The sequence below is a fragment of the Streptomyces sp. 1114.5 genome, assembly GCF_003635085.1.
GTDB lineage: Bacteria > Actinomycetota > Actinomycetes > Streptomycetales > Streptomycetaceae > Kitasatospora.
Genome location: NZ_RBXE01000001.1, coordinates 1,781,109 through 1,806,923, shown reverse-complemented (window position 1 = coordinate 1,806,923; position 25,815 = coordinate 1,781,109). Strand labels below are relative to the sequence as shown.

The window sequence follows — 25,815 nt, the reverse complement described above, 5'->3', positions numbered from 1 at the left end:
GGGCGGGCCCGGTGGGCTGCAGGCCGCTGCTGTGCTCGCGGCGTACGAGCGGCAGGTGGACGGGCTGTTCACCTACTGCCTCTCGGTGCTGTGCGAGCACGACGCCGCCGCCGACGCCCTGCGCGAGGTCCGTGAACTGGCACAACGGCACGGCGGCCGGCTGGCCGAGCCGGGGCTGGTACGGGCCTGGCTGTTCTCGCTGGCCCGGTACTGCTGCCTGCGGCGGCTCGCGGACGGGGACACGGCCGGCAGCGGGACGCGTGGCGTCGCCGGGGACGCCGCCGGGCCGGGCGAGGCCGAGGCGGCCCGGCGGCGGCGCGAGCTGGCCTCGCTCGCCTGGCCGGAGGCGGCCGGCACCGACCCCGAGCAGCGCGAGGCGCTGGAGCTGTCCGTCCGGCACCGGCTGACCCCACTGGAGGTGGCGGCGGTGCTGGGCCTGCCGTTCGACCGGACCCGGGAGCTGCTGGCGGGCGCCGAGGCGGAGGTGGCCAGGACCAGGGCGGCGCTGCTGGTGCTCGGCGTCGGCAGCTGCCCGGAGCTGGACCGGCTCGGGGGTGCCGGAGCGGAGTCCTGGCGGGACTGGGTGCTCGGCCCGGCGCTGCGGCGGGAGCTGGTGCAGCACGTGGTGGACTGCCCGACCTGCCGGGGGACCGCGGAGCGGGTGGCCGGCGAGGCGGCGGAGGGGGCGGCAGGGCTGTCGGGGCTGCCGCTGCTGACGGCTCCGGGGCCGGCCTCGGGGTCGGCTGCCGGACCGGCGTCGGGTCCGACGGCGTCGGGTCCGACGGCGGGTGGTCCGGGCCTGGCCGCGGTGGGTGGGCCGGTCGGGGCGGCGCCGGGGTTGCGGTTCGACCAGGGCGGCTTCCCCCGGCACCGGGCGCCGGACGCAGGGCGTGGGCTGGCGGTCCGTCGGCGGGTGGTGACCACCGGGGTGCTCGCGGCCGTCCTGGCGGCGCCGGTGATCGCGCTCTGGGCCGGGCACCGGAGCGGCGGGTCGGGGTCGGCGGCCTCGGTGTCGGCGGTGCGGGTGGACGAGGCCGGTCAGGAGGTCGGGCAGCGGCCGCCGTGGACGGCGCGCGGGGGCGCGACGGGGCACGGGGCACCGGGGGTTCCGGGGCTGGAGCTGGCGGGGGCGGGCGGGGCCGGATTCGGTGGTGCAGAAACGTTGCTTCCCGGCTATCCCGGCTATCCGGGGTACCCGCGGCTGACCTTCCAGGGCGCGGTGGTCCCCGTCCCGGCCCACGGCGCAACCCCGCTCGGCAGCCCCACCCTGGTCGCCGCCCCGGTCCCCGCGGCCGAACAGGCCTCCGCCCCTGGCCCGGCAGGAACGGCCCCGGCCGGGCTGCTCACCGTCGAGGCCGGCGAGTACGGCAGCCGTACGGTCCTCACCCTCACCAACTCCGGCACCACGGACATCCACTGGCGCGCGGTGACGGACGCCGGCTGGCTCCGGCTCAGCCGCGACTCCGGGACGCTCGCCCCCGGGCAGCGGATCACCGTGATCGTCACCGTGGACGAGGACCTGGCACCGGCGACGCAGTGGACCGCCCGGATCGCCCTGCCCCCGTCCCAGGCGGTGGTCACCCTGGAGGGCGGGCCCCAGAACCGCGGCGGCTCGGGCTCGGGCTCCCCCTCGGCGGAGCCGACGCCGGCGGGGTCCGCCTCACCGACGGCCGCCCCTTCACCCACGGCCACCGGCGTGCCGTCCCCGTCGGGCACGCCTTCCCCCTCGGGCCCGGCGTCCCCGTCGGGCACGCCGACGACGGGCGGCACGCCCTCCGGTTCGCCCTCCCACTCGGGCGCGCCGACCGCGGCCCCGACGGCCAGTGCCTCCCCGCATCCGACGGGGACGGCCTCGGGCTCGCCGTCGGCGCGGTAGGGCGTGTCCGACACGCCCTGAGCACGCGGCCCGACGCGCGAGGTGCCGGGGCGCAGAGCCGTCAGGTGCGGTGGATCGGGGGGACCTGGTAGGTGCCGTCGAGGACCGGCGGCTTGGGCTGGTAGAGGCGGATGATCGGGCGGAACTCGCCGGGTGGGGTGGGGAGCCAGTTGGCGGCGGCGGTCGGGTCCTCGGGCTGGTCGTGCTGGAGGGTCAGGGTGAGGGAGCCGTCGTCGCCGTGGACCAGGCCGGGGGTGCGGTCGCCGATCGAGTAGCGGTCGATCGGGTTCTCCACCAGGTAGTAGTCCGGGACGGAGTACATCGTGACCGACCAGAACGCCTCGGCCGGGGGCGGCTGGTCGAAGCGCAGGGTGTAGTTGTGGACGCCGGTGAGGGGGCGGCCGTCGGAGTCGTCGTAGGTCACCGCGTACGAGGCCTCGTAGGCGTGGTTGCCCCAGAGGCCGGCCCGGGCGGCGGCGGCCCGGCTGAGGTAGGCGGCGCGGCGGTCGGGGATGCGCCACTCGGGGTCGTCCAGGGTGCCGGGGCCCAGGTGGTCGGTGTTGTAGTCGAAGAGGTGGAGCGCGGAGCGCCACTCGCCGGGCGGGTGGTCCTCGGGCGGGCGGGTGGCGTCCTCGACCCGTTCGCGGCCGGCGGCCAGGCCCTTGGCCAGGGAGAGCGTCCACTCGGGGACGGCCGCGCGGTACGGCGAGGCGCCGTCGTCCAGCAGGCCGAGCGGGGCGAAGCGGCGCTGGTACTCGATGTCCGCGGTGGCCGGCGGGAAGGCCTGCATCCACACCCGCAGGCGTTCGAAGAAGGCCAGCCGCTCGGGGACGTCCGGGTCGGGCTCGGGCAGTCCGGCGACCAGGCCGCCCGGCTCCAGCGGCTCCAGGACGAGGGCGGACTGCAGGGCCCGGACCCGGGGCAGGTCGTCCGGGCCGGTGCAGGCGAAGCGGCCGACCACGGTGCCGACGGTGGTCGGCAGCTCGATCACCCGGGTCGGGTCCGGCGCGGTGCCGTGCCAGCCGGGCGGGACGACCAGCCAGGTCTGCGCGCCGGTGCCGGTGGCGCGGCGGCCGAGGTAGGCGACGTTGTCCGTCCAGGCGTCGATGAACTGCAGCACGTAGTAGGAGCCGGCGGTGTCCGGGACGTGCAGCACCTGCGGGCCCTCGGAGAGGTCGAGTTGGGCGATCGAGTAGATCGTGTCGTTGTTGACCGAGACGAAGTGGTCCTCCGGGCCGGCCAGCCGGGCGGCGTGGCTGAACTGGTTGAACGGCGCCGACGGCAGGGTGCCCAGGCCGCCCCGGGTGAAGCGATCGACCATGGTGAGGCCGGCGACCATCGGGTAGCCGTAGACGTACGCGTCGGCGGCCAGGGCCTCCAGCTCGGGCTGGTTCATCGGGGGTCCTTCGTACGGTCGGGGCGGGTCGGGCCGTCGGGTCGGGCGAGGGGGAAAGGGAGGGCGGGCGGGACGGTCAGCGCGGGTCGAGCGGCGGGAGGTGCCAGCGGCCGTCGAGGACGGACCGGTCGGGGCCGTAGAGCCGGAGCACCACGGTGAACGGGCCGTCCGGGGCGGGCAGCCAGTTCGCGGAGTGCTCGGCGTTCGCGGGCCGTTTGTGCCGGACGTGCAGGGTGAGTCCGCCGTCCGGGTCGCGGACCAGGTCGGGGGTGTGGTCGCCGATCGAGTAGCGGTCCAGGGGGTTGTCGACCAGCCGGTGCCCGGGGAGCGCGTAGAGGGTGACGGACCAGGAGAAGCGGGCCGGCGGCAGTCCGTCCGGTGCGAAGCGGATGACGTGGTCGCGGTCGCCGGCGTGGGGTGGGCGGTGGCCGGCGCTGTCCGCCTCCCAACGGCCGTACCAGACCTCCTCGGCGGGCAGTCCGTGCAGGTCGAGCGCGGCGCCGACGGCCTGGCGGAGGAAGTCCGCGCCGATCTGCGCGCGGGTGCCGAACAGCGTGTTCCGGTCGCGGAGTTCGGCGGTGGCGCGGTCCAGCAGGGTGCGGCCGTCGGCGATCCCGCGGGCGATCTCGGTGCGCACCTCCAACGGGAGGGCGGCGGGCTCGAACTCGCCGCGGCCGTCGATGCCGAGGTCGGTGAGGCGGCCGCGCAGGTCGTGCTCGGCGGGCGGCAGCGGGACGGGGCCGTCCGGCGGGAAGAAGCCGAGCAGGAAGTCGAGGAAGGCCAGGAACTCGATGCCGTCCGGGACTTCCTCGCGCCAGACCGGCCAGACCGGTTCGGGGGCGGGCTCGGGCGCGGGCGTGCCGGTGTGGGCGTGCAGCGGGCGCAGTCGGTACTGCTCCTGGACGGCGGCGAGTTCGGCGACCGCGGCGGCGGTGTTCCCGGTGAGCCGGGTGCGGCCGAGGATGCCGACCAGCCGGGTGGCGGTGCGGATCACGCTGCGGATGCCGGGCGGGGGCTCGCCCTGCCAGTCGGGGCCGGCCACCAGGTGGTCGCCGGCCTCCGCACCGGTGGTCCGGGAGCCGATGAACCCGGCGCACACGGTGTCGAGATCGTGGACGGGGAGGACGTGGTAGCGGTCCTCGGCGGGCACCGAGACCACCCAGGGCTCGGTGCGCAGATCGAGCCAGGCGCGGGAGTACGGGGTGTCCCCGGCGTCGGTGTCGGCGGCGGGGGTGCCGGGGTCGGTGGCGGAGGCGGGGGTGCCGGGGTCGGTGGCGGAGGCGGAGGCTTCGGCGGGAGTGTCGGCGGGGGTGGGCGGTTGCGGGTGGTGGCGGAAGACGCCGAAGCCGCCGACGTACGAGGGGTCCGCGTCGTCCAGGGCCTGGGCGTAGACGGTCCGGTAGGTGCGCAGGAGCGGCTGGGCGCGGATCCAGGCCTCGGCGGCGGTCGCGCGGACGGTGGCCGGATCCACGAGTGCCGGGTTGACCATGCTGTCGCTCTCCCTGCCGAATCGGATCGAATCGGTACAGATCGGATGCTAAGGGGGGCGGGATGGGGTGGCATGTCGGATCGGGCGGGGATCTGCTGAGCGCTAATCCGGGCGTTCGGGTGGGACCACGAGGGGAGGGTGTCCGGTATGAAGATCCTTCTGCTCGGGGGTTCGTCCTTTCTCGGACGGGCCTACGCCGCCGAGGCCCTCGCCCGGGGCCACCAGGTGACCACCTTCAACCGCGGCCGCAGCGCCGGCGACCTGCCCGGTGTCGAAGCCGTCCGGGGCGACCGCGACAGCGCCGGGGACCTCGCCCGGCTGGTCGACGGCCGCCGCTGGGACGCCGTGGTCGACACCTCCGCCCAGCAGCCCGCCCAGGCCGCGCTCGCCGCCGGGCTGCTGCGCGAGCGGGCCGGCCACTACACCGTCGTCTCCTCGGTGCACGCCTTCGCCGACTGGCCCGCCCGGGTGATCGACGAGGACTCCCCGCGACACCCCTGCCCGGCCGACACCCCGCCCGGGCAGCCGCCCTCCACCGCCCTCAAGGCCGGCTGCGAGCGCGCCGTCCTGACAGGCTTCGGCGCCGAGCGCTCGCTGGTCCTCAACAGCGGACTGCTCATCGGACCGCACGAGAACGGCGGCCGGCTGCCCTGGTGGCTGGAACGGATGGCACGCGGCGGGCGGGTGCTCGCCCCCGGGGATCCTCAGCGGACCATGCAGGTCATCGACGTCCGGGACTTCGCCGCCTTCGGACTCGACCTGCTGACGGCCGGGACGGCGGGCCGGTTCATCACCACGGCACCGCCCGGGCGACTGAGCTTCGGCGAGTGGCTGGAGACCTGTCGGGCGGTCGCGGGCACCGCGGACACCGAGTTGGTCTGGGTCGCGGACGGGCCGTTGCTCGCCGAGGGGCCGGACCGGGTCGATCCGTGGAGCGAACTGCCGCTCTGGGCACCGGATCTGCCCGAGATGGCGGGCACCTGGCTGGCCGACACCGGCCGGGCGGAGGCAGCCGGGCTGCACTGCCGGCCGTTCACCGAGACCGCGCGGGACACCTGGGAGTGGCTGCGGACGCGCGGACCGGCCGAGGACACCGACGCCGAGGGGCGGAAGGGACGGCCGGGGGCACCGGTGCGACAGGGCATCGAACCCGGGAAGGAGCAGCGACTGTTGGCCGCCTTCGGGTGAGCGGGGCGGCCCGGCGGGGGCGGGGTGTTCGGCGGGGAAGGCGGGACCGGTGAGACCCGTGGGGAAAGGCTTCGGAGTGGGAAGTCGGACGGGCCGACTTCCCACTCCGGAGCCGCGCGTTCAGTGCGTGCGGCGGGTGACCAGCTCGGCGAGGGCCAGCAGTTCGTCGGCCGCGGCGGGCTCCGGTACGGCGGCGGCGAGTTGCGCCATCGCCGCGGCCATCCGCTCGCAGGACTCGCCCTGCGCCCAGCCGCGGCCCCCGGCGGCCTCGACGGCGGCCGCGCACCGGGCCAACTCCTCGGGGCTCAGCGGGCGTTCGAGCGCGTACAGCTCGGCCAGCCGCCTGCCGTCGACGGTGCCCGAGCCGAGCGCCGCAACCACCGGCAGCGACTTCTTCCGGGCGACCAGGTCCGCGCCCACCGGCTTGCCGGTCACCGCAGGATCCCCCCAGATGCCGATCAGGTCGTCGATCAGCTGGAACGCCAGGCCGATCTCCCGCCCGAAACCGTCCATCGCCTGCGCGGCCTCCTCGGACGCACCCCCGTACAGGGCACCCATCGCGCAGGCGGCGCCGAGCAGGGCACCGGTCTTGGCCTCCGCCATCGCCAGGCACTCGGGCAGCGAGACGTCGTTGCGCTGCTCGAAGGCGCAGTCGATCTGCTGGCCCTCGCAGAGCTCGACCACGCAGTCGGCGAGCCGGCGGATCGAGCCGTGGGCGGCCGGGTGGCTGTCCTCGGCGAGCAGGCGCAGCGCGAGGGAGTGCATGGCGTCCCCGGCCAGGATGGCCTCGGTGGTGCCGAACACCCGCCAGGCGGTGGGCCGGTGGCGGCGGGTGTCGTCCCGGTCGATGACGTCGTCGTGGAGCAGCGTGAAGTTGTGCACCAGCTCGACGGCGGCGGCCGCGGCGGCGGCCTCGCTCGGCGTCCCGCCCAGGGCCTGGGCGGCGGCGAGGACCAGGGCCGGCCGGATCGCCTTGCCGGCGGGGGCCGCGGCCGGGGTGCCGTCCGCCTCCCACCAGCCGAAGTGGTAGCCGGCGACCTTGCGCATCGTGCCGGGCAGCGAGTCGACGGCGGTCCGCATGACCGGGTCGACCAGCGCGCGGGCGCGGGCGAGGATGTCCGCCGCCTCGTGCCCCTCCTTGTGGTCCCGCTCCAGCGTGGGACTCGTCATGGGTCTCTCCCCCTTGTTGACGCCTGTCGTGGGTTGGCCCGGCATGGCGGGCCGGGGTTGCGCTGTGGGTGTCGGGCGCGGGGCCGGATGCGTGGGACGTGCCGGGCGCATCGGGACGTGCGGGCGCGTCGGGACGTGCCCGGACGCGCCGTCCGGCCGGGGCGTGGGCGGTACCCCCGGCCGGACGGCGCGGATCTGCGGCGGCCCCGGCGGCCGTCAGCGCTGCGCGATGTCCACGTTCTCCAGGACGCCGACCGCGTCCGGCACCAGGATCGCGGCGGAGTAGTAGGCGCTCACCAGGTAGGAAATGATGGCCTTGTCGTCGATTCCCATGAAACGCACCGAAAGGCTCGGCTGGTATTCATCCGGAATTCCGGTCTGGTGCAGGCCGATGACGCCCTGGTTGTCCTCGCCGATTCGCATCGCGAGGATCGAGGTGGTGTTCCCGACGACCGGGATCTTGTTGCACGGAAAGACCGGCACGCCGCGCCAGGCCGTGACCTGCTTGCCGTCGACCTCGACCGTGCCCGGGTAGATGCCGCGCTTGTTGAGCTCCCGGCCGAAGGCGGCGATGGCCTTGGGGTGGGCCAGGAACATCCGGGTGCTGCGGCGGCGGCTGAGCAGCTCGTCCATGTCGTCCGGGGTGGGCGGGCCGGAGTGGGTCTGGATCCGCTGGTCGTACGCGGCGTTCTCCAGCAGGCCGAACTCGGGGTTGTTGATGAGCTCGTGCTCCTGGCGCTCGCGCAGGGCCTCGATGGTCAGCCGGAGCTGGTGCTCGGTCTGGTTCATCGGCTGGTTGTAGAGGTCGGCGACGCGGGAGTGGACCTTGAGGATGGTCTGCGCGACGCTCAGCTCGTACTCGCGGGGCTTGAGCTCGTAGTCCACGAAGGTGCCGGGCAGCTCGTACTCGCCCTGGTGGCCGGCCGAGAGGTCGATCGCGGCCTCGCCGTGCTTGTTCTGCGCCTGCTGGAAGCCGTTCAGGTACTCCATGACCTGCAGCTGCAGCGCCTCGGAGCGGTCGTGCAGCTCCTGGAAGGAGGGCCAGGCCAGCGACATCACGGTGCCGGAGGTCGCGGCGCGGACGGTGTACGGCCAGGTGCCGTCGTCCTGCTGGAGCGCCTCGTCGCCGAGGTGGTCGCCGTCGGCGAGGGTGCCGACCACCGTCTCCTCGCCGTACTTGCCGGTGCCCACGCGGTCGAGCTTGCCGTGCGCGATCAGGAGGACCTCGCTGATCGGCGTGCCGGCCTGGACCAGGACCTCCCCGGCGGCGAACTCCCGCTGGGTGAAGCGGGAGGCCAGCTCCTCCAGCACGGCCTCGTCCTGGAAGCCGCGCAGCACCGGCACCTCGGCGAGCGTCGGCGGGACGATCCGCACCTCGGCGCCCGTCTTGACGAAACTCACCCGGCCGCGGCCGACCGAGTAGCGCAGGCGGCGGTTGACCCGGTAGGTGCCGGCGTGCACCTGCACCCAGGGCAGCTTCCTGAGCAGCCAGCGGGGGCTGATGCCCTGCATCTGCGGCGCGGACTTGGTGGTCGTGGCGAGGTTCCGCGCGCCCGCCGTGCTCAGACTCTGCTGTCGGATCTCCTCCTGCGCGCCCGGAGCAGGAATACCGGCATTGGTTTCGGTCGACATGATGGGGAGCCCTTCGCATGCCTGATGAAGTGTCGCGTTGCACATTCGTCTTGCAGCTTCATGGTGGGCCCATTCGACGGGCTCCGCAATCACTCGTTCGAGTGGTTCAGAATAACCGAACAAATAGTACGAATAGATCACCTGATCGATATTCGATCGACTGTTTTCGACTATTTATTCGAACGACTCGGAATCCCGCCGCCCATCTTCCCCCACCAGGGCCGCCGTCCGCGCCACCGCCCACGCCACCCGACGCCGCCCCCGCGCCAACTCCCGCCCTACAGCGGCCCGTTCCAGTCGAGCGTCGGCTCCAGGACGCCCTCCAGGGTGAGCAGCCAGCGCTTCACCTCGATCCCGACCCGCCCGCCGCCGAAGCCGCCGATCCCGTCCGCCGCCACCACCCGGTGACAGGGCACCAGCAGGGCGACGGGGTTGGCGGCCATCATCTGCCCGACCGTCCGGGCGGCCAGGCCGGGCTCCTCGACGCCCTCGAACACCCCGCTGCGGGCGGCCAGTTCGCCGTACGTGATGGTCCGGCCGTACGGCACCTCGCGCCAGAGCGTCTGCAGGACGGTGCGGTGCGGCCCGGAACTCAGGCTCCAGTCGATCGGCAGGCCCAACTCGCGGGTGCGGCCCGCCAGATAGGCGCCAAGACGCTCGGTGACGGCGGCGGCCTTGGACGCGTCGGTGCACGGGGGCACCTCGCCCTCGCGCCCGCCGTACCCGGCCGCCGCCACGCCGAGCGGGGTCACCGCGATGTGCATCGGACCGCTGGGCAGCGGCGTGGGCACGGTCAGCCAGGACATCGACCAGGACTGCGGCACGCTCGGGCCCCCACCCTCCGCCGGACCGGCCGCCGGCCACCCCGGCATCCGGAGGGCATCCCCGCCCCGCGCGCCATCGTACGGCCGGCGGGAGCCGGGGCGGGCGGCTCCGGGGTCGGGGTCGCGGGCGGCTCCGGGGTCGGGTCGGGGGTGGCCGGCGGTGTGGGGGGGCTTCGGTCAGAGCCGCCCCTTCAGCCGGGTGGCGAGCCCCTGGGCCCAGTGCACCAGGTCGGCGCGGTCCGGGGTGCGGCCCTCGCAGAGCAGCGCGAGCTGCGCGTCGTTGATCCGGTTCGGCCCCGGGATCTCCAGCAGGTACGCCAGTTCGGCCAGGACGATGGCGAGCCGGTCGGCGTCCGTGTGGTCCAGGGTGACCGCGGACTCGTGGTGGCTGATGGTGAGCGAACCGGGCATTGGTCGACCTCCTCCGGAACCCCCGCCCCTCCACCGTACGACCGGGTCGGCCGCCCCGCCCGCCGCGGAGGCCTGCGTGCGCGGGTGGGGCAGCCGGTTGCGCTCCGGGGCCGGCCGGGCGCGGTGCGCGGTCGATCGCACCGGCGGGCCGGGGGTGCGCCCCGAAGCCGTCCGAGGGGTGTCGGTCAGCTGTCCGGACCTCCCTCCCAGCGGCGGTGCCGTACCGCCGGTACGGCCAACACTACGACTCCGACCGCCAGTTGCCAGGGTGATCCGAACATATGTAGCGTGTCCACGCCAAATCGGTCGGCGAGCCGCCCGGCCGTGGGGAGTTCAGCCCTCGCCGTCCTCCGGCGCCGGCACCGCGCGGCGGCCCTGCGGGAGCAACCGGTCGAGAGCTTCCGCCAGTTCGGGCAGCGTCGGGCGCTCCTCCGGGGCGAGGCGCAGGCAGGCGTCGATGGCGGCGGCGAGCGAGCGGGGGAGGCGGCGGCTGCGGGACACCGGCGGGGCCGGAGCGATCGGAGGAGCCGGGCTCACCGGCTCGTCGCCGGAGGGAACGTCACCGAAGGGAAGTTCGCCGGTGGCCGCCTCGTAGAGGGTGATGCCGATGCCCCAGACGTCGGTGGCCGACGTGAGGAGGCCGCCGGAGGCCTGTTCCGGGGCGAGGTAGCCGTCGGTGCCGATGCCGGGGGTGCCCGGGCCCGGGGGGCGGGCGATGCTGAGGTCGAGCACCTTGGCGTGGCGGCAGTCGATCACGATATTGGAGGGCTTGAGGTCGAGGTGGAGCAGGCCCTGCCCGTGCAGGTAGTGCGTCGCCGAGCAGACGTGCAGTCCGAGCAGGGCCAGGTCGGTGGCGGCCGGGCGGCGCGGCCCGGTGTCGAGCAGGTGGGCGAGGGTCTCGCCGGTGAGGGTCTCCTGCACCGCGTACGGCTGCGGGCGTTCGCCGGTGCCGTAGCCGCGGACCAGGTGGGGATGGGTGAACTCGGTCAGCCAGCGGCCCTCGCGGAGCAGGCGTTCGCGCAGTCGGCGTTCGCGGCGGCGGTCGGGCCGGACCACCTTGACCACGCAGCGGCAGTCCCGTTCTTCGCTCCAGCAGTCGTAGACGTCCAGCCAGCCGGTGCGGCACAGGTGGGTCAGGACCGGGTAGCCGGGGGCGATGGACTCCCCGGCGGAGAACGGCGGCCGGGGACTCGTCGGGCCGCCTCGCGGAGCACGCCCCATCAGGCCACCTCCCGGAGCGGCGACCGGTGCAGCCGGTCGAGCCGGGCGTAGCCGTCGTCGCGGGCCAGCAGTTCCCGGTGGGTGCCGCGGGCGACGACGCGGCCTTCGTGGAGCAGCACGATCCGGTCCGCGTTCCGTACGGTGAGCAGGTTGTGCGAGATGATGATCGTCGTACGGCCGCTCATCAGCCGCCCCAGCGGCTCCAGGATCCGCTGCCCGGACTCCACGTCCAGCCCCGTGGTCGGCTCGTCCAGCAGCAGCACGGGCGCGTCCCGGACCATCGCGCGGGCGATCGCGATCCGCTGCCGCTGCCCGCCGGACAGCAGGCCGCCGTGCCGGCCGACCAGCGTGTCGTAGCCCTCCGGGAGCCGGCTGACGAACTCGTGCGCGTCGGCGGCCTTGGCGGCGGCGAGGATCTGCGCGTCGCTCGCGCCCGGCCGCCCGTAGGCGATGTTCTCCCGGACGGTGCCGTGGATCACCAGGGTGTCCTGCAGCAGCACCGCGATGTGTTCGCGCAGGTCGGCCAGGGCCAGTTCGCGCAGGTCGATGCCGTCCAGCCGGACGGCCCCGCGCTCCGGGTCGTAGAAGCGCAGCAGCAGCCTGGCGACCGTCGACTTGCCCGCCCCGCTCTCCCCCACCAGGGCGACCGTCTCGCCGGGCTCGGCCCGGAAGGACACGTCGAACAGCGCCACCCGGGTCGTGTCCGGGTAGCGGAACCACACCCCGTCGAAGGCCACCGCGCCGTGCGTCCGGCCAGGGCGCAGCGGGACCGGCGGATCGGCCACCTGCGGCCGCTGGTCGAGCAGTTCGATGATCCGCTCGGCGGAGGCCGAGGCGGAGTAGAAGCCGTTGCTGAGCCGCGAGATCCCCCGGATCGGGCCGTACAGCCGGCTCAACAGGGCGACGAAGACGAGGAGTTCGCCGAGGGTCAGCCGGTTGTGGACCAACTCCCAGGCGCCCAGGCCGAGCACGATCAGCGCGCCGACCAGCTCCAGCAGCTCCACGATCGGCGCGAACAGCGCCCGCAGCCGGGTCGCCGCCATGGTCGCCCGGAACCGTGCCAGGCTCTCCCGACGGAAGCGTTCCTGCTCCCAGCCCTGCCGGTTGTACGCCTGCACCAGCGCGATGTTGCCCAGCGTCTCCTCGGCGAGCGCGCTCACCGAACCGGTGCGCCGCCGCCGCTCCCGCGACGCCGCCTTCACCAGCGTCGAGAAGCGCCGCGCCGTGAGCCAGAACACCGGCGCCACCACCAGGGCCACCGCGGCGAGGTCCCAGCGCAGGTAGAACAGCACCCCCAGGAAGACGGCCAGCTCGGCGACGTACGCGACCGCGTCCAGGACGCCCGAGAGGAGGAAGGTCTCGACCGCCTCCACGTCCGACGTCAGCCGCGACAGGACGTCGCCGAGCCGCCGCCGCTCGAAGAAGCCCAGGGAGAGCCCCTGCAGATGACGGAACACGTCCGTGCGCAGGGCGAGCAGGAAGCGCTCGCTGACCCAGGCCGAGGTCGTCTCATCGGCGAAGCGCAGGCCCCCTGCCATCAGCGTCAGCCCGGCGTAGCCGAGCGCGACCGGCAGGAACAGCCCGAGGTTGCGCGGCACCAGCACGTCGTCGACGACGACCTTGAACAGCCAGATCGCGGCCGCGTCGACCACCGGCCCGAGCAGAACGAACCCCAGCAGCAGGACCAGCCAGCGCCGACCCCCGCGGGTGTAGGGCCAGAACCGCCCGAACACCCGCCGCAGCGGGACGGCCGGGGCCGGCTCGACGACCTGATCCACGCGGCCGTCGCCGTCACTCCCGTCGACGGCCATCAGCCGCCGCAGCGACCACACGGTACGAGTCCAGACCCCGGAACCTGGCCGGGCCAGTGACGGCCCGGCCCGGACAGGACGGCGACGCCGTCAGTGCCGCGAGTTGCTTCCACGGCGGCGACGACGGCGGTCGTTCGTCTTCGAATGACTGGTCTTCGTGCCGGAACCGGCCCGCTTGCGCGGGTGCCGCATCGCCGGCAGCAGGTTGGCGAGGATGCTCATCACTACCACCTCTCTGTTGGTTCGGTCTTTCCCCCACCCATGGGTACGCAGCGGGCGGCGGGGGTGCTCACCGGGTGGGGGAGGTGTTACGGGCGGCGGGTTGTTACGGGCGGCCGGTCGTTACACAGCCGATGGGCGGCCGTGACACGACCGGCCGAGGGCCGCGACACGGCTCTCCTACCGTCACTGTCGACGCCCCGGGCCGTACGGCCGGAGGGCGTCCGCGACGAGGACGTCCGCGTTCGGCGCCGACGACGGACGTCAGCGACCACGCCGCGTTCCGTGTCCCGCGACCTGCGTCCGGCGACCCGCGTCCTGCGGAGTCCCGCACGACGCGGTCCGCGACGCCGCCCGGCGTGACGCGATCCGAACACATGAAGACCGACCTGGATACCGATCCGAATGGAGAACACCATGAGCAGGAGCCGTACCGACCGCTCCCCCGCCCGCCGCGTCCTGGCGGCCTGCGCCCTGACCGGGGCCGCGCTACTGGCCGCCGTCACCGGCGGACAGGCGTGGGCCGACGGCGCTCCGAAGCCCGTCGCGACCGCCCCGGGAGCCGCTGCCTCCCCGGCCGCGGGCACCGCGGGGGTCGCCACTCCGACGGCCACCCCGAAGGCCCGGGAGGCCGCCCCCGTGTCCCCGGTGGCCACCGCCACACCGTCTCCGCTGGCGCCCAAGGGTGCCCAGCCGCAGGTCCGCGAGGTGCCGAAGGGCGCCGCGCAGGCCGGTGACGGCTCCGGTGCCGCCGACGGCTCCGGCCTGATGCTCGCGGGCGGCGGCGCCGTCGCGGCCGTCGGCGCCGGGGCGCTGGGCTTCGCCGTCCTGCGCCGCCGCTCCGGTGCGCGCGGCTGACACCGGTCCCGAGTCCGCCGGGCACCCCGGCGCCGTTCCCCCGCACCCGGCCAGTCCGGGGAACGGCGCCGGGGCCGCCCCGACGGCGGGGACCGGAAGCCGCGGCAGCACCCGCGCCGAACGGGCCCGCGGGGGCGGGGGCGGTCGCGGGCACGGAGGCGGTCGCGGAGGCGGTCGCGGGCACGGAGGCGGTCGCGGACGGCGCCGCGCCGCCAAGCCCGGCCCGAGCGTCCTGCGCCGTACGGCCTTCGGCACGGCGGGCCTGCTCTGCCTGGTGCTCGGCACCTCGCTGGCACTGTCCGGCCGGGAGGCCCCGGTGGTGCGGATCGAGTCCTCGGGGCACGGCACCGGCGCGGACACCCCGCCGTCTGCGCCCACGACCGGCGCCAGCGGTACTACCGGAAGCACCGGAAGCACCGGAACTGCTGGTACCACTGGAACCACCCCCGCCACCGCCCCGAAGCCGTACGCCCCCTCCCCGCCGACCCGCCTGCTCGTCCCCGCCGCCGGGGTGGACGCCCCGGTGACCGGCCTCGGCCTGAACGCAGACGGGACGGTCCAGGTGCCGCCGGCCGACCGGGGCGAGGAGGTCGGCTGGTACCGCAACGGCCCCGCCCCGGGCGAGACCGGGCCCGCCGTCCTCATCGGGCACCTCGACACCGTGCACGGCCCGGCCGTCTTCCGGCAGCTGCCGAAGCTGCAGCCCGGTGCGCTGATCCAGGTGCGGCGCGCGGACGGCAGCACCGTGGACTTCAAGGTCCGCACCCTGCTCCAGGCCGCCAAGAACGACTTCCCCACCGAGCAGGTCTACGGCGACACGCCCGCGCCCGCGCTGCGGCTGATCACCTGCGGCGGGCGGATCGGCTCGGACGGCCACTGGACGGACAACATCATCGTCCTGGCGGACCTGGCCTGAGCCGGCCTCAAGCCCGCCCCGGGAACCACCACCAGCCGCCCGGGCGACCTACCAGCAGGACGGCCACGGGACGATCCACCGGGCGCCACCAGCACCGGTACCGGCAGCAACACCGGTACCGACACCGGTACCGACACCGGCACAGGCACCGACACCGGCACCGCCACAGGCACCGCAGACCAGGAGGACGAGCACCGACCGTGGCAGCACCACCCGCACCCCGTCGCCGGCCCGGCGCCGTCCCCGTGGCGGCCCTGGCCGGCCTGGTCGTCCTCCTCGCCCTCGCCGCCCTGGCCTTCGGCCGGGCCACCCCCGGCGGCCTGCGGGACCACGGCCCGGCCCATCCCGTCACGCCGCCGCCCGTCCCCCGGCCGCTCTGGCCGGACCTGGCCCCCTCGCCGTCGCCCACCCCGCCCGGCTCCGGCTCCGCCGGCGCCACCCAGGCGCCGCCGGAGCCCGTCCCGGACCTGACCGTCCCCGGGCGCGACCTGACCGCGGTCGACGTCCGCGCCCTCCTCACCAAGGACCCGGCGCTGACCCCGGAGGAGCGCAGGACGCTCGGCACCTCCACCGGGTCCGACGCCCGCGCCCCCGAGATCCGCGCCCCGGAGTTCCGCGACCTCACCGGGGACGGCCGACCCGAGCTGATCACCACCGTCACCACCCCGGGGCCGGTGTTCCTGCACGTCTACACGCTCGTCGAGGACCGCGTCGTGCCCATCCTGTCGGTGCAGGTCCAACGGACCTTCAACGCCGCGACCATCGGCTCCGACCTGGTGCTGTACGAGTCGACCGGCGTCTACGTCCGGACCACCAGCCACTACCGCTGGGACGGGGTCCGGCTCGTCCTGCTGGAGCGGAAGGACGAGGGTTTGGGTGTCCTGCCGCCCACCGGCCCCACCGGCCCGGACTCCCTCCAGACGCCCACCGCCACCCCCAAGCCCGCGGCCACGCCGTCCGGCCCCGACGTCGTCGGCCCGCGACCGGCCCCCGGGGGAGCCGTCCCGTCCCCGCGCGCACCCGAGCCGACCAGCCGGCCCTCCGCCCCCACCGTGACCCCGGAGCCGAAGCGATGACCCCCGCACCGCACCCCGCCGCCACCCCCGCCCACCCGCACATCCTGCTGGTCGAGGACGACGAGGTGATCCGCGAGGCCACCCGGATGGCCCTGGAACGCTACGGCTTCCCGGTCAGCACGGCCGCCGACGGGCTGGAGGGGCTGGAGGCCTTCCACGCCGTACGGCCCGACCTGCTCCTGCTGGACGTGATGCTGCCGCTGCTCGACGGGGTCGGCCTGTGCCGCCGGATCCGCGAGGAGAGCCAGCTGCCGATCCTGATGATGTCGGCGCGCACCGACCCGGTGGACGTGGTCTCCGGGCTGGAGGCGGGCGCGGACGACTACGTCGTCAAGCCCTTCGAGAGCGCCGTACTGGTCGCCCGGATCCGTACCGTGCTGCGCCGCATCCCCGTCGCGCCCGCGACCGTCACCCCCGAGCCCCCGCCCGCCGACGCCGCCGAGCCCGTGCCGTCCGGCTCGGAGACCCCGTCGATCCAGTCGGCCCCGGCGACCCCGCCGATCCCCCCGTCCTCCCCCACCCTCCGCAGCTTCGACGGCCTGCAGGTCGACACCGAGAGCATGGAGGTCCGGGTGGACGGCCGCCTCGTCCCGCTCACCCCCACCGAACTGCGGCTGCTGCTGGAGTTCACCGCTGCGCCCGGCATCGTGCTGGAACGTTCCACCCTGCTCGAACGGGTCTGGGACTACGAGTGGGGCGCCGACACCCGGGTCGTGGACGTCCACGTGCAGCGGCTGCGCGCCAAGATCGGCTCCGGCCGGATCGAGACCGTCCGCGGTTTCGGCTACAAGCTGCGGCGCCCGGCATGACCCTGCGCCGCCAGATCGCCACCGCCGTCGCAGCCATCTCCGTCCTGGTCGCGGTGGCCGTCGGCCTGCTGGTCCACCAGGCGATGATCCGTCAGCACGTCGACCAGGCCCGTGCCACGGCTCTCTCCGCCCTGGACTCCTCCCTGGCCGGCTACGCCCGCGGTGACGATCCGACCGGCCGGGGCGCCACCCTGGACGACCCGGCCCTGCCCGAGCAGCTGCGCGCCCTCGCCTCCGGCGGCCGGCAGGGCTCGCTGCTCGCGACCGACGGCAGGGGCGAGTCCCTGTGGGCGGCCGGCCCGGTGGAGCACGGGGTGCTCTCCGTCCGGGTGGACTTCGCCCAGGACCGGCAGGCCATCGCCGACCTCGACCGGATCATCCTGCTCACCGTCGTCGCCGCGGTCTTCACCACCGTGCTGGCCGGCGTGCTCGTCGCCGACCGGATCAGCCGCCGCCTGCGCACCGCGGCCGTCGCCGCCCGGGACATCGCCGCCGGCGGGACGGACACCCGGATCGGCGAGCTCGTCGACGGCAAGGACGAGGTCGCCGACCTCGCCGCCGCCGTCGACCAGATGTCCCGCACCCTGCACCGCCGGCTGGCCGACGAACAGCGCTTCACCGCGGACGTCGCCCACGAACTGCGCACCCCGCTGACCGGCCTGGTCACCGCCGCCGAGCTCCTGCCGCCCGGCCGCCCCACCGAACTCGTCCGCAACCGGGTCCAGGCCCTGCGCGGCCTGGTCGAGGACCTGTTGGAGGTCTCCCGCCTGGACGCGGACGCCGAGGCCCCCGACCTCTCCGCCATCCCGCTGGAACGCGCCGTACGCCGGACCGTCTCCCTCACCGGACTGGACGTCACCGTCGAGGTCGCCGCCGACCTCCGGGTCCGCACCGACCTGCGCCGGCTGGACCGCATCCTCGGCAACCTGCTCCTCAACGCCCACCGCCACGGCGCCGCCCCGGTCCACCTCCACGTCGACGGCCGCCGCATCACCGTCCGCGACCACGGCCCCGGCTACCCCGACGACCTCCTCCGGCACGGCCCCCAGCGCTTCCGCACCAACGCCCCCGAACGCGGCCGCGGCCACGGCCTCGGCCTCACCATCGCCACCGGCCACGCCCGCGTCATCGGCGCCACCCTCACCTTCACCAACCACCCCACCGGCGGCGCCACCGCCACCCTCACCCTCCCCCCGGACTGATCCCCGACCCGTCCCCGACCCGTCCCCGGCGTTCCCGCCGATCGGTGCGTGGGCATGCTCACCACGCCGGGGAGGGCATGCCGGAGGGGGGCTCATGACGGAACTGGTGGTCAAGCCTTGGCAGGTGCCGGGGAAGGAACGGCTGTACGTCAACAAGGCCGGTGTCCGCGGGGATTCGGTGGCCTGGCTGGACTGCAGGACGGGCGTCGTGACGGTCGACGTCCCGGAGTTCGAGGCGCCGGCGCTGGCCAGGGTCGAGGCGTGGTGCCGGACCTCCGGCCGTCACGTCCCACCCCGCACCGTCCGGCGGCGAGGGGCGGGCCGGGGAGCCAGCCGGGGAGAGCAGCACCGGCCCGTCCCGCCGAGGATCCCGTTCCTCCCCCCGCTGTGCGCGGAGGACGACCTCGCGCGGAACCGGCCCGGCGCCGGGCTGGAGAGCCTGGTGCGCGAGGGCGAGGAACGGTACGGGCGGCTCGTCCGCCTCGCTGCCCGGCTCTCCCGTCAACGCCTCGGCGATTCGAGCACGCTCCGCGGCCTGGAGGGCGAGCGCTTCGTCGGGGCCCGGCTGGAGCCGCTGAGGGCCGCCGGCTGGAAGGTCCTGCACGGGGTGCCGCTGCCGTCCGGGTCCGACATCGACCACCTGGTGATCGGCCCGCCGGGCGTCTTCACGGTCAACTCCAAGCACCACCCGGGCGCCACCGTCTGGGTCGGCGACAAGGTCGTGAAGGTCAACCGCAACGGCTACCCGTACGTGGAGAACTCCGAGTTCGAGGCGAGCCGCACCGCCCGGCTGCTCACCGAGTGGTGCGGCTTCGAGGTGCCGGTCCACCCCGTCATCGCCGTCGTCGGCGCCCGGCGGATCACCCTCGGCGCCACCCCGCCGGTGACGGTCGTCGACGCCGAACGGATCGCCGACGTCCTGCCCACCCACCCGCCGGCGCTCCCCCCGAACCGGGTGGACCAGGTCTTCACCGTCGCCCGCCACCGCTACGTCTGGGCCCAGTCGGACCGCCGCAACCGCAAGCCCCGCTGACCCACCCCGCCCCCCGACACGTCCCAACCCGGCCCAACTCGGCCCCCCCGACAACGCCGAAGGGCCGACCCGCCCGGCATCACCCCGGCGAATCGGCCCTCCGTCCACTGAGCCCCCTGTCGGGTTCGAACCGACGACCCCCGCTCTACAAGAGCGACGGTCCGGCACCCTGCGTGACCTGCGGCTCTCCTGGCCCGCCGGTTCCCTGTCATCGCACCGCTGGCACCCGCAACTGACCGCCACGTACCGCCCGTTCTGGCACGCCTGTGGCATGCGACAGCTCAGTCGAGAAGGATCTCTTCGGGCCTACGGTTGAACACTTCGAGTGAGCGACTGCGCAACAGAGCGTCGACGCATGCCATGAGGTCGCCGCCGTGATCCTTGCCCGCTATTTCGTAGAGTTCCTTGATCAGATCCTGCCCATTGATCAGCACCACTGGGTACTGGTCTTCGACCATCTCCAACTGCGCCGGCTCCGAGTAGGAACCGGTAGTGACGTACACACCGATCCACCCGCGCCTGAGCCTGGCCACAACGCGGGCGATCTGCTCAGCTGACACCAGGCTGTCCGGCTTGATGCACTTCGCCTGTCCCAAAACGACCAATTTGGTACCGGCCAGACCACTGCCGAGATCCAACCGACCAACGATTCAACGACCGAGGTCAAGCTCTCTCAGCGGAGGCTGAGCTTGGGAATCTCGCCATCCGCCGTGGCTAACACGCACTCTGACGTGCAGTCATCAACCATCCGGGCCTCGTTTGAGCCTGGTCGGCAGGACCGCCAACTCCCGCTGTTGACCGCTCGCGCCCGCCTCTTGGGGCACGGTCGGGGCACGGCGATAGACTGCGAATGCCCTGCGTCGGTCGATGCCCACACCCCTAAGCGTCGGCCCGTTGTGGAGGGGGCCAGCCGTGTTCGAGCCGGGCCAGGGCGGGGTGAAGCTACATGCGATGCCGGCCGGCCTGCGGCCATGACTCGGGCTCAAGGGCGCGCACAGCGCGCCAGCGCGCGGCCCTGCGCCTGCGGCCGCAGAAGTGACCCCGGAAGACCTCCGTGCCCGAGCCGTGCGGCAACTCTCGGGCGCAGGTAAGCGGCGGATCGAGCTGGCCTCTGAACTCGCAGACCTGGACTCCACGCTCCGGCCGCTGGTCCTGGAAGCCGTCACAGCCGGCGTGCCTTACCGACGTATCGAGGAACTCACAGGCATCTCGCGTGCCAGCGTCACTCGCTGGACCCGGCAGACGATGTCGGACTGAACGAACACCGGGGCCGCGCCCAGTGCGAACGGACGCGGCCTGGCCGATTCGAAGGAGCTGCATCCATGTCGAACCGAACCGGACCCATCATGTCCTCGGCTGTCCCCGACGCCCTGCCGGTGGACGACTGGGTTTGGGTGGTGGCCAATAGCCTGGTCTGCATGTGCGACGACCACAGGTGCGGACCTGTTCCGGATGAGATCCGGGCGAACCTTGAGTTCGATGAGGTGGTCTGCCCAGTCCACTCCTCCCGCTCACAGCGCTCCTTCGGCTCCACGCAGCTGCCACCGCTTCGCACCGAGACGTTTTACGCGCGCCACGCAGCCGGACCTCTCAGCCGCATCTGGCACGCATGTGGCACGCGCCGGGGTTAGCAATGCTTCGACCAACCCAACGACAAAGGGCCAGCCCGGCCGGGATCGCCCCGGTGAGCTGGCCCTTCTGGCGCTTCCGCCGCTGAGCCCCCTGTCGGGTTCGAACCGACGACCCCCGCTTTACAAGAGCGGTGCTCTGGCCAGCTGAGCTAAGGAGGCACGGTGGCCGTCCGCGACGGATCACGGCGGCACCGGGGGCAGTCTACCGGGCCTGGGTGGTGGGGTGGTGGGATATCCGGGGGTTGGTGGGGTGGGTGGGCGTGATGGAACCGATGCCGAAATCGGGTCGGCGGGGGGCTGACAAGCGGCGGATGCGCAGGTAGCGTCGCCGGGAGTCGGGCTGTGCAGTGGTTCAGACCACTGACGGGCTGGCGGAGCAGAACAGACACCCTTTACTCGGATCGTCCGGCACGTTCCTGCCGGTGAAGGAGAGCACCAACCATGGCTTCTGTCACGTACGACCAGGCGACGCGCATCTACCCCGGGGCCACCAAGCCCTCGGTGGACGCCCTGGACCTGGAGATCGCGGACGGCGAGTTCCTCGTGCTGGTCGGCCCCTCGGGCTGCGGCAAGTCGACCAGCCTGCGCATGCTGGCGGGTCTGGAGGACGTCAACACCGGCGCGATCCGGATCGGTGACCGGGACGTCACCCACCTGCCGCCGAAGGACCGGGACATCGCGATGGTGTTCCAGAACTACGCGCTGTACCCGCACATGACCGTCGCCGAGAACATGGGCTTCGCGCTCAAGATCGCCGGCGTGAACAAGGCGGAGATCCGCACCAAGGTCGAGGAGGCGGCGAAGATCCTCGACCTCACCGAGTACCTGGACCGCAAGCCGAAGGCGCTCTCCGGCGGTCAGCGCCAGCGCGTCGCGATGGGCCGCGCGATCGTCCGGCAGCCGCAGGTCTTCCTGATGGACGAGCCGCTGTCGAACCTGGACGCCAAGCTCCGCGTCTCGACCCGCACCCAGATCGCCGGCCTGCAGCGCCGCCTGGGCATCACCACGGTGTACGTCACCCACGACCAGACCGAGGCGCTCACCATGGGCGACCGGGTCGCGGTGCTCAAGGACGGTCTGCTGCAGCAGGTCGACACCCCGCGCAACATGTACGACAAGCCCGCCAACCTCTTCGTGGCCGGCTTCATCGGCTCGCCCGCGATGAACCTGATCGAGGTGCCGCTGGTGGACGGCGGGGTGAAGTTCGGCGGCTCGGTCGTCAACATCTCGCGCGAGGATCTGGCCGGCGCCGGCACCGACAAGTCGGTGACCGTCGGTGTGCGCCCCGAGCACTTCCAGATCGTCCCGTCCGGCGGCATCGAGGGCGTCGCGGTGACCGTGAACGTGGTCGAGGAGCTCGGCTCGGACGGCTTCGTGTACGGCACCACGCAGATCGGCGGCGAGGACCGCGACCTGGTCGTCCGCGTGCCCGGCCGTCAGATCCCGGCCCGCGGCGAGACGATCCACGTCGTGCCGATCGCCGACGAGACCCACGTGTTCTCCTCCAGCACCGGTGCCCGCCTGAGCAGCTGACGGCTGACGGCTGACGGCCGGCGCGGCAGTCCGCACGACTGCGGACGGCCGCGGACGGCCGCGGACGACCCACGACGGAGCCCGTCGGACCCCTCCGGGTCCGACGGGCTCCGTCCGTACACCCCGACGTCAACACGGTGCAGGGACGAACCCGGACACCGCGTCACTCGATGGTGTAACGGAGGGCGATCCAGCCCGCACCCACCGCTACTCTCCTGAGGGTGAAGCAGCTTGTGCGCCGTATCGGCCAGACCTTCGCCCTGACCCTGCCGGTCGTCCTGGTGACCACCGGCACCCTCGCCGTGACCCGGGTCCCGTGGGCCCCACCGACCGGGCTCGACCAGCAGGTCGTGGCAGCGTCCAGCGGCGACGGCGCCGGGATCGGACGCTCCAACCCCGCGGCCAAGGCCCCGGACGGTCTCGCCCCGCAGGAGTCGCTGCGGGTGGCCCTGCTGGACGAGCTGCGCGCGAAGAACCCGTCCGCCGCGCTGGACCTGCTGGAGCGCTCGATGCGCGAGCAGCCCTCGCTGACGCCGTACTGCACCTCGCTGGCCAGCGAGTTGGGCAAGGCGGCGGTGCGCAAGTACCAGGGCGACGTCCAGCGGGCCCGCTCCTTCGCCCGCCCGGTCTGCGACGGGTCGTTCGCCGCGGGCGTGGTGGGCTGACGCCCCCCGCGTAGCCGGGGTCGGCGTCCTATTGTTCAGGCATGACCGCTGACTCCGGCCCCACCGCCGACCCCGCGTCCCCCAACTCCCCGCAGCCCCAAGCGCCGCAGGCGTCCCAGGCGCCGCAGGCACCGCACCCGCCCCGGCCGAGTTCGACGCCCGTCATCACCCAGGCCGTCATCCTGGCCGGCGGCCAGGGCTCCCGGCTGCGCCCCTACACGGACGACCGCCCGAAGCCGCTGGTGGAGATCCCCGGGACGGGCACGCCGATCCTCGGCCACCAGCTGGCCTGGCTCGCCTCCGAGGGCGTCACCGACGTCGTGATCTCCTGCGGGCACCTCGCCGACGTGCTGGAGGAGTGGCTGGACAGGGCGGATCTGCCGCTGCGGGTGCGCACGGTGGTCGAGGCGGAGCCGCTGGGGCGCGGCGGCGGGCTCAAGTACGCGGCGAAGGCGTTGCCCCGCCCGGACGAGCCCTGGTACGCGACCAACGGCGACATCTGGACCCGCTTCAGTCTGCGCGACATGGCCGCCTTCCACCACGAGCGGGACGCCGTCGCGACGCTCGCGCTGGCCCGGCCGCGGATCCCGTGGGGCGCCGTGGAGACCGACCAGTTCGGCAACGTGCTGGACTTCATCGAGGCGCCGCCCTCGCCCTTCCTGATCAACGCCGGCCTGTACGTGTTCAGCCCGGAGTTCGCCGAGCTGCTGCCGGACGTGGGCGACCACGAGCGCACCACCTTCCCCCAACTCGCCCGCGGCAAGCGGCTGGCGGGCTACCAGCTGCCGCAGGGCGTGTACTGGCGGGCGATCGACACCGCCAAGGACCTCACCGAGGCGGCCAAGGAGCTCGCGGCCTTCACGGGCCGCGCCCCGCAGTAGCGCCCGCGAACGCGCCCGCGGAACACCGACTGAACCGGCGACCGGACCGCCGACGTACCGGCCCGCCGGCACGCCGATCGGCCGGGTGCTCCCCCACGGAGCACCCGGCCGATCGACGTCTCCGGCCCCCTCAGGTCGCGGTGGGCGCCCCCGGGTGGGCGGCCCGGCCACCGCCGGACAGGTCGGCCAGCGGCGCGCTGCCCAGCACCCCGCCGAGCAGCCCCGAGCCGCTGCTCGGGCTGGGCTTGGGGGCCGAGCCCGAGCCGCCGGGGCCGGGGGTGCTGCGCGGCGCGGGCGCGGAGCCGCCGGCGCCGCCGGCCGGGGCGGGCGGGGCCGGGGAGGTGCCCGCGCCGGCGTCCGGCTTGCCGGAGTGCGCCTTGCCGCTGGGCGTCGGGGTGGCGGACTTGGCCGCCGGGGCGGTGGTGGGTGCGGTGCTCGGCGTCGGGGTGGCCGGGCGCGGGGTGGCGGGCGAGGGCGTGGTGGACGAGCCCTTGCCCCCGGGGGCGCCGGACGGGCCGCCGGCCGGCCACACCGGGGTGCCGTAGTCGGTGGCCGGACGGTTCGGTGCCTGGTGGGCCCGGGCGCCGCTGCGGACGGCGGCGCCGAGCATCGAGCCGAGCAGCAGGGTCAGGCCGACGACGACCGTGGTGACCACCGTGCCGCGCCGCAGCACCCGGCGACGCAGCGCTCCGGGGGCGTCCGCGCCGATCCGGCGCCAGGCCTCCAGGTTGAGCCGGCCGTCCAGTGAGGCGAACGGCGCCCCGGCGATCAGGAGCGGGCTCCAGGCCGCGAGGAAGATCAGGTCGGGGGTGTCGTAGACCGGGACGGCCCGCCAGCTGACGGTGAACAGCAGCGCGGCGGAGAGCAGCATCGCCGCGCCGGCGGCGAGCCGCTGCCAGAGGCCCAGGATGGTGAGCACGCCGACGACGATTTCGGTGAAGGAGACCGCCAGGCCGGCGCCGACCGGGTGGGCCATGGCGAAGGCCAGCAGCGGCTCGGCGACCTTCCAGGGGTGCAGCGAGGAGAGCCAGCGCATCATCGAGCCGCGTTCGCCGCCGTCGAAGTACACCGGGTCGCAGAGCTTGCTGAACCCGGCGTAGACGGAGAGCGAGCCCAGGACGGCGCGCAGCGGCAGCAGGACGAGGCCGAGGTCGACCCGGCGGCCGGGGTACCAGGGCTGCCTGCCGTCGGCGTCGGTGGCGGAGACCTCGGGCAGTTCGCCGCTCGGGGTCCAGCCGTGCGGCTCGCCGACCGGGCCGACGCCCGCGTCGGTGGCGGTGCCGCTGCCCGCGCGGGGCTGGCGCGGGACGGTCCGGGCGCCGGCGAGGGACGGCAGCACCTGGGTGTCCGCCTCGACCAGGCCGATGCCGCCCGCCGGGGTGCCGCCCCGCTGGACGGCCTCCAGCAGCCGGGTGGCCGCGAGGTCCCCGGGGGGCGCCTGCCCGGTCCAGGTGACGGCGGTGACCCGGCCCTTGCGGCGCGGTCCACCACCGGCGCCGCCGGCCCCGGCCCCGGCCAGCGCGGGGACGGCGGAGGCAGGCACGACGACCTGCGGGGTGACCAGCGGACGGCGGATCAGGCCCTGGTTGGCGTACGGGTCGCCGAACGCGGCGCCGGTGGACATCAGTCCGGCCGGTGCCTCGATCAGCGGCGCCACCGGGGAGCCGAGCCGGAGCCGGAAGCTCGCCTGAGTGCTGCTGAGCCGCGCGGGGTCCGACTCCACCTTCACGGTGTCGAGGCCGGGGCCCGCGTCTATCCCGGTGCTGCCGCCGCCGAACAGGGGGCGCCGAGGTGTTCTGGTGTCCACGCCCGTCTAACCGGGTGACGGCCGCTTAGGACACTCTCCCGGGTGGATGTCCGGCGCACACTTGAAGTGATCATGAAAAAAGCGATCGGGCCCGATCGGGCCCGATCGCTTTCACCCGGATTGCGGAGAATTCGGAAGAACACCTCCGCCCGGCACCCGGGATGTGC

The 25,815-nt window shown here is 74.2% G+C and carries 22 protein-coding genes and 2 tRNA genes; 11 read left to right on the top strand and 13 right to left on the bottom strand.

The window, feature by feature from the left end; all coding sequences use genetic code 11:
- Window positions 1–31: 31 nt before the first annotated feature.
- Window positions 32–1,876 carry a BACON domain-containing protein gene (locus tag BX285_RS07845; protein ID WP_121174790.1) on the top strand — a complete coding sequence of 615 codons (1,845 nt, stop codon included), beginning with the start codon at window positions 32–34 and terminating at the stop codon, window positions 1,874–1,876.
- A 61-nt stretch (window positions 1,877–1,937) separates the two neighbouring features.
- Here BX285_RS07845 and BX285_RS07840 read toward each other — a convergent pair whose 3' ends face one another.
- Both BX285_RS07840 and BX285_RS07835 read right to left on the bottom strand, forming a co-directional pair.
- Window positions 1,938–3,272, bottom strand: coding sequence for a DUF1254 domain-containing protein (locus BX285_RS07840; protein WP_097237344.1), 1,335 nt, complete (start codon window positions 3,270–3,272; stop codon window positions 1,938–1,940).
- Between the two features lie 76 nt (window positions 3,273–3,348).
- A complete protein-coding gene (locus BX285_RS07835) occupies window positions 3,349–4,761 on the bottom strand; it encodes a DUF1254 domain-containing protein (RefSeq protein ID WP_121174789.1) in 1,413 nt (470 codons plus the stop codon).
- 147 nt (window positions 4,762–4,908) lie between these two features.
- On the opposite strand from BX285_RS07835, the gene BX285_RS07830 reads away from it, so the two are divergent.
- The gene (locus tag BX285_RS07830) at window positions 4,909–5,949 is read left to right on the top strand and encodes an NAD-dependent epimerase/dehydratase family protein (protein WP_121174788.1); all 1,041 of its coding nucleotides are present in this window, start codon (window positions 4,909–4,911) and stop codon (window positions 5,947–5,949) included.
- A 120-nt stretch (window positions 5,950–6,069) separates the two neighbouring features.
- Here the strand turns inward: BX285_RS07830 and BX285_RS07825 are convergent, their stop codons facing one another.
- The 7 genes from BX285_RS07825 to BX285_RS38185 all read right to left on the bottom strand — a co-directional run bounded on the left by BX285_RS07825 (window position 6,070) and on the right by BX285_RS38185 (window position 13,240).
- A complete protein-coding gene (locus BX285_RS07825) occupies window positions 6,070–7,119 on the bottom strand; it encodes a family 2 encapsulin nanocompartment cargo protein polyprenyl transferase (RefSeq protein ID WP_097237341.1) in 1,050 nt (349 codons plus the stop codon).
- A gap of 216 nt (window positions 7,120–7,335) precedes the next feature.
- Complete coding sequence (locus BX285_RS07820) at window positions 7,336–8,751, bottom strand: family 2B encapsulin nanocompartment shell protein (protein WP_121174787.1); 1,416 nt, start codon at window positions 8,749–8,751, stop codon at window positions 7,336–7,338.
- Window positions 8,752–9,029: 278 nt separating this feature from the next.
- Complete coding sequence (locus BX285_RS07815; protein ID WP_257032548.1) at window positions 9,030–9,575, bottom strand: methylated-DNA--[protein]-cysteine S-methyltransferase; 546 nt, start codon at window positions 9,573–9,575, stop codon at window positions 9,030–9,032.
- A gap of 177 nt (window positions 9,576–9,752) precedes the next feature.
- On the bottom strand, window positions 9,753–9,986 hold the full coding sequence (locus BX285_RS07810; protein ID WP_097237338.1) for a hypothetical protein: 234 nt from the start codon (window positions 9,984–9,986) through the stop codon (window positions 9,753–9,755).
- A 333-nt stretch (window positions 9,987–10,319) separates the two neighbouring features.
- Window positions 10,320–11,207: a serine/threonine-protein kinase gene (locus BX285_RS07805; RefSeq protein ID WP_121174786.1), complete on the bottom strand. Its 888-nt coding sequence runs from the start codon at window positions 11,205–11,207 to the stop codon at window positions 10,320–10,322.
- The gene (locus BX285_RS07800) at window positions 11,207–13,039 is read right to left on the bottom strand and encodes an ABC transporter ATP-binding protein (protein WP_257032547.1); all 1,833 of its coding nucleotides are present in this window, start codon (window positions 13,037–13,039) and stop codon (window positions 11,207–11,209) included. Before BX285_RS07800 ends, BX285_RS07805 begins: the two co-directional genes overlap by 1 nt.
- Before the next feature lie 69 nt (window positions 13,040–13,108).
- Window positions 13,109–13,240, bottom strand: coding sequence for a hypothetical protein (locus BX285_RS38185; protein ID WP_257032546.1), 132 nt, complete (start codon window positions 13,238–13,240; stop codon window positions 13,109–13,111).
- Window positions 13,241–13,654: 414 nt separating this feature from the next.
- On the opposite strand from BX285_RS38185, the gene BX285_RS07795 reads away from it, so the two are divergent.
- The 6 genes from BX285_RS07795 (at window position 13,655) to BX285_RS07770 (ending at window position 19,131) form a co-directional block, all read left to right on the top strand.
- Window positions 13,655–14,095, top strand: coding sequence for a Tat pathway signal sequence domain protein (locus BX285_RS07795; protein WP_143685773.1), 441 nt, complete (start codon window positions 13,655–13,657; stop codon window positions 14,093–14,095).
- Window positions 14,096–14,369: 274 nt separating this feature from the next.
- Entirely contained in the window at window positions 14,370–15,011 is a 642-nt protein-coding gene (locus tag BX285_RS07790) for a class F sortase (RefSeq protein ID WP_259470460.1), read from the top strand.
- A 200-nt stretch (window positions 15,012–15,211) separates the two neighbouring features.
- A complete protein-coding gene (locus tag BX285_RS07785) occupies window positions 15,212–16,087 on the top strand; it encodes a hypothetical protein (RefSeq protein ID WP_147465125.1) in 876 nt (291 codons plus the stop codon).
- Window positions 16,084–16,896 carry a response regulator transcription factor gene (locus BX285_RS07780; protein WP_121174784.1) on the top strand — a complete coding sequence of 271 codons (813 nt, stop codon included), beginning with the start codon at window positions 16,084–16,086 and terminating at the stop codon, window positions 16,894–16,896. The genes BX285_RS07785 and BX285_RS07780 overlap by 4 nt, the downstream gene beginning before the upstream one ends.
- Window positions 16,893–18,098, top strand: a complete 1,206-nt coding sequence (locus tag BX285_RS07775) for a HAMP domain-containing sensor histidine kinase (RefSeq protein WP_121174783.1) — start codon at window positions 16,893–16,895, stop codon at window positions 18,096–18,098. The genes BX285_RS07780 and BX285_RS07775 overlap by 4 nt, the downstream gene beginning before the upstream one ends.
- 94 nt (window positions 18,099–18,192) lie before the next feature.
- A complete protein-coding gene (locus tag BX285_RS07770; RefSeq protein ID WP_121174782.1) occupies window positions 18,193–19,131 on the top strand; it encodes a nuclease-related domain-containing protein in 939 nt (312 codons plus the stop codon).
- 110 nt (window positions 19,132–19,241) lie between these two features.
- Here BX285_RS07770 and BX285_RS37175 read toward each other — a convergent pair.
- The 3 genes from BX285_RS37175 to BX285_RS07760 all read right to left on the bottom strand — a co-directional run bounded on the left by BX285_RS37175 (window position 19,242) and on the right by BX285_RS07760 (window position 20,921).
- Window positions 19,242–19,316, bottom strand: a tRNA-Thr gene (locus tag BX285_RS37175).
- A 96-nt stretch (window positions 19,317–19,412) separates the two neighbouring features.
- Window positions 19,413–19,769 (bottom strand): restriction endonuclease, encoded by a 357-nt coding sequence (locus BX285_RS07765; protein ID WP_259470459.1) that lies wholly within the window; start codon window positions 19,767–19,769, stop codon window positions 19,413–19,415.
- A gap of 1,078 nt (window positions 19,770–20,847) precedes the next feature.
- A tRNA-Thr gene (locus BX285_RS07760) sits at window positions 20,848–20,921 on the bottom strand.
- 282 nt (window positions 20,922–21,203) lie between these two features.
- Between BX285_RS07760 and BX285_RS07755 the strand changes: the two genes are divergently transcribed.
- The 3 genes from BX285_RS07755 (at window position 21,204) to BX285_RS07745 (ending at window position 23,841) form a co-directional block, all read left to right on the top strand.
- Window positions 21,204–22,295 carry an ABC transporter ATP-binding protein gene (locus tag BX285_RS07755; RefSeq protein ID WP_097237332.1) on the top strand — a complete coding sequence of 364 codons (1,092 nt, stop codon included), beginning with the start codon at window positions 21,204–21,206 and terminating at the stop codon, window positions 22,293–22,295.
- Window positions 22,296–22,516: 221 nt separating this feature from the next.
- A complete protein-coding gene (locus BX285_RS07750; RefSeq protein ID WP_097237331.1) occupies window positions 22,517–22,960 on the top strand; it encodes a hypothetical protein in 444 nt (147 codons plus the stop codon).
- Between the two features lie 41 nt (window positions 22,961–23,001).
- Window positions 23,002–23,841, top strand: a complete 840-nt coding sequence (locus BX285_RS07745; protein ID WP_121174780.1) for a nucleotidyltransferase family protein — start codon at window positions 23,002–23,004, stop codon at window positions 23,839–23,841.
- A gap of 130 nt (window positions 23,842–23,971) precedes the next feature.
- Here the strand turns inward: BX285_RS07745 and BX285_RS07740 are convergent, their stop codons facing one another.
- Window positions 23,972–25,648, bottom strand: coding sequence for a DoxX family membrane protein (locus BX285_RS07740; RefSeq protein WP_183107024.1), 1,677 nt, complete (start codon window positions 25,646–25,648; stop codon window positions 23,972–23,974).
- Window positions 25,649–25,815: the final 167 nt, after the last annotated feature.

Excerpts from the sequence above, each read along its gene's own strand:
- BX285_RS07775 (WP_121174783.1), top strand. The coding sequence starts at position 16,893 with ATGACCCTGCGCCGCCAGATCGCCACCGCCGTCGCAGCCATCTCCGTC.
- BX285_RS07840 (WP_097237344.1), bottom strand. The coding sequence starts at position 3,272 with ATGAACCAGCCCGAGCTGGAGGCCCTGGCCGCCGACGCGTACGTCTAC.
- BX285_RS07755 (WP_097237332.1), top strand. The coding sequence starts at position 21,204 with ATGGCTTCTGTCACGTACGACCAGGCGACGCGCATCTACCCCGGGGCC.
- BX285_RS07795 (WP_143685773.1), top strand. The coding sequence starts at position 13,655 with ATGAGCAGGAGCCGTACCGACCGCTCCCCCGCCCGCCGCGTCCTGGCG.
- BX285_RS07835 (WP_121174789.1), bottom strand. The coding sequence starts at position 4,761 with ATGGTCAACCCGGCACTCGTGGATCCGGCCACCGTCCGCGCGACCGCC.
- BX285_RS07780 (WP_121174784.1), top strand. The coding sequence starts at position 16,084 with ATGACCCCCGCACCGCACCCCGCCGCCACCCCCGCCCACCCGCACATC.
- BX285_RS07745 (WP_121174780.1), top strand. The coding sequence starts at position 23,002 with ATGACCGCTGACTCCGGCCCCACCGCCGACCCCGCGTCCCCCAACTCC.
- BX285_RS07820 (WP_121174787.1), bottom strand. The coding sequence starts at position 8,751 with ATGTCGACCGAAACCAATGCCGGTATTCCTGCTCCGGGCGCGCAGGAG.
- BX285_RS07825 (WP_097237341.1), bottom strand. The coding sequence starts at position 7,119 with ATGACGAGTCCCACGCTGGAGCGGGACCACAAGGAGGGGCACGAGGCG.
- BX285_RS07810 (WP_097237338.1), bottom strand. The coding sequence starts at position 9,986 with ATGCCCGGTTCGCTCACCATCAGCCACCACGAGTCCGCGGTCACCCTG.
- BX285_RS07805 (WP_121174786.1), bottom strand. The coding sequence starts at position 11,207 with ATGGGGCGTGCTCCGCGAGGCGGCCCGACGAGTCCCCGGCCGCCGTTC.
- BX285_RS07770 (WP_121174782.1), top strand. The coding sequence starts at position 18,193 with ATGACGGAACTGGTGGTCAAGCCTTGGCAGGTGCCGGGGAAGGAACGG.
- BX285_RS07830 (WP_121174788.1), top strand. The coding sequence starts at position 4,909 with ATGAAGATCCTTCTGCTCGGGGGTTCGTCCTTTCTCGGACGGGCCTAC.
- BX285_RS38185 (WP_257032546.1), bottom strand. The coding sequence starts at position 13,240 with ATGAGCATCCTCGCCAACCTGCTGCCGGCGATGCGGCACCCGCGCAAG.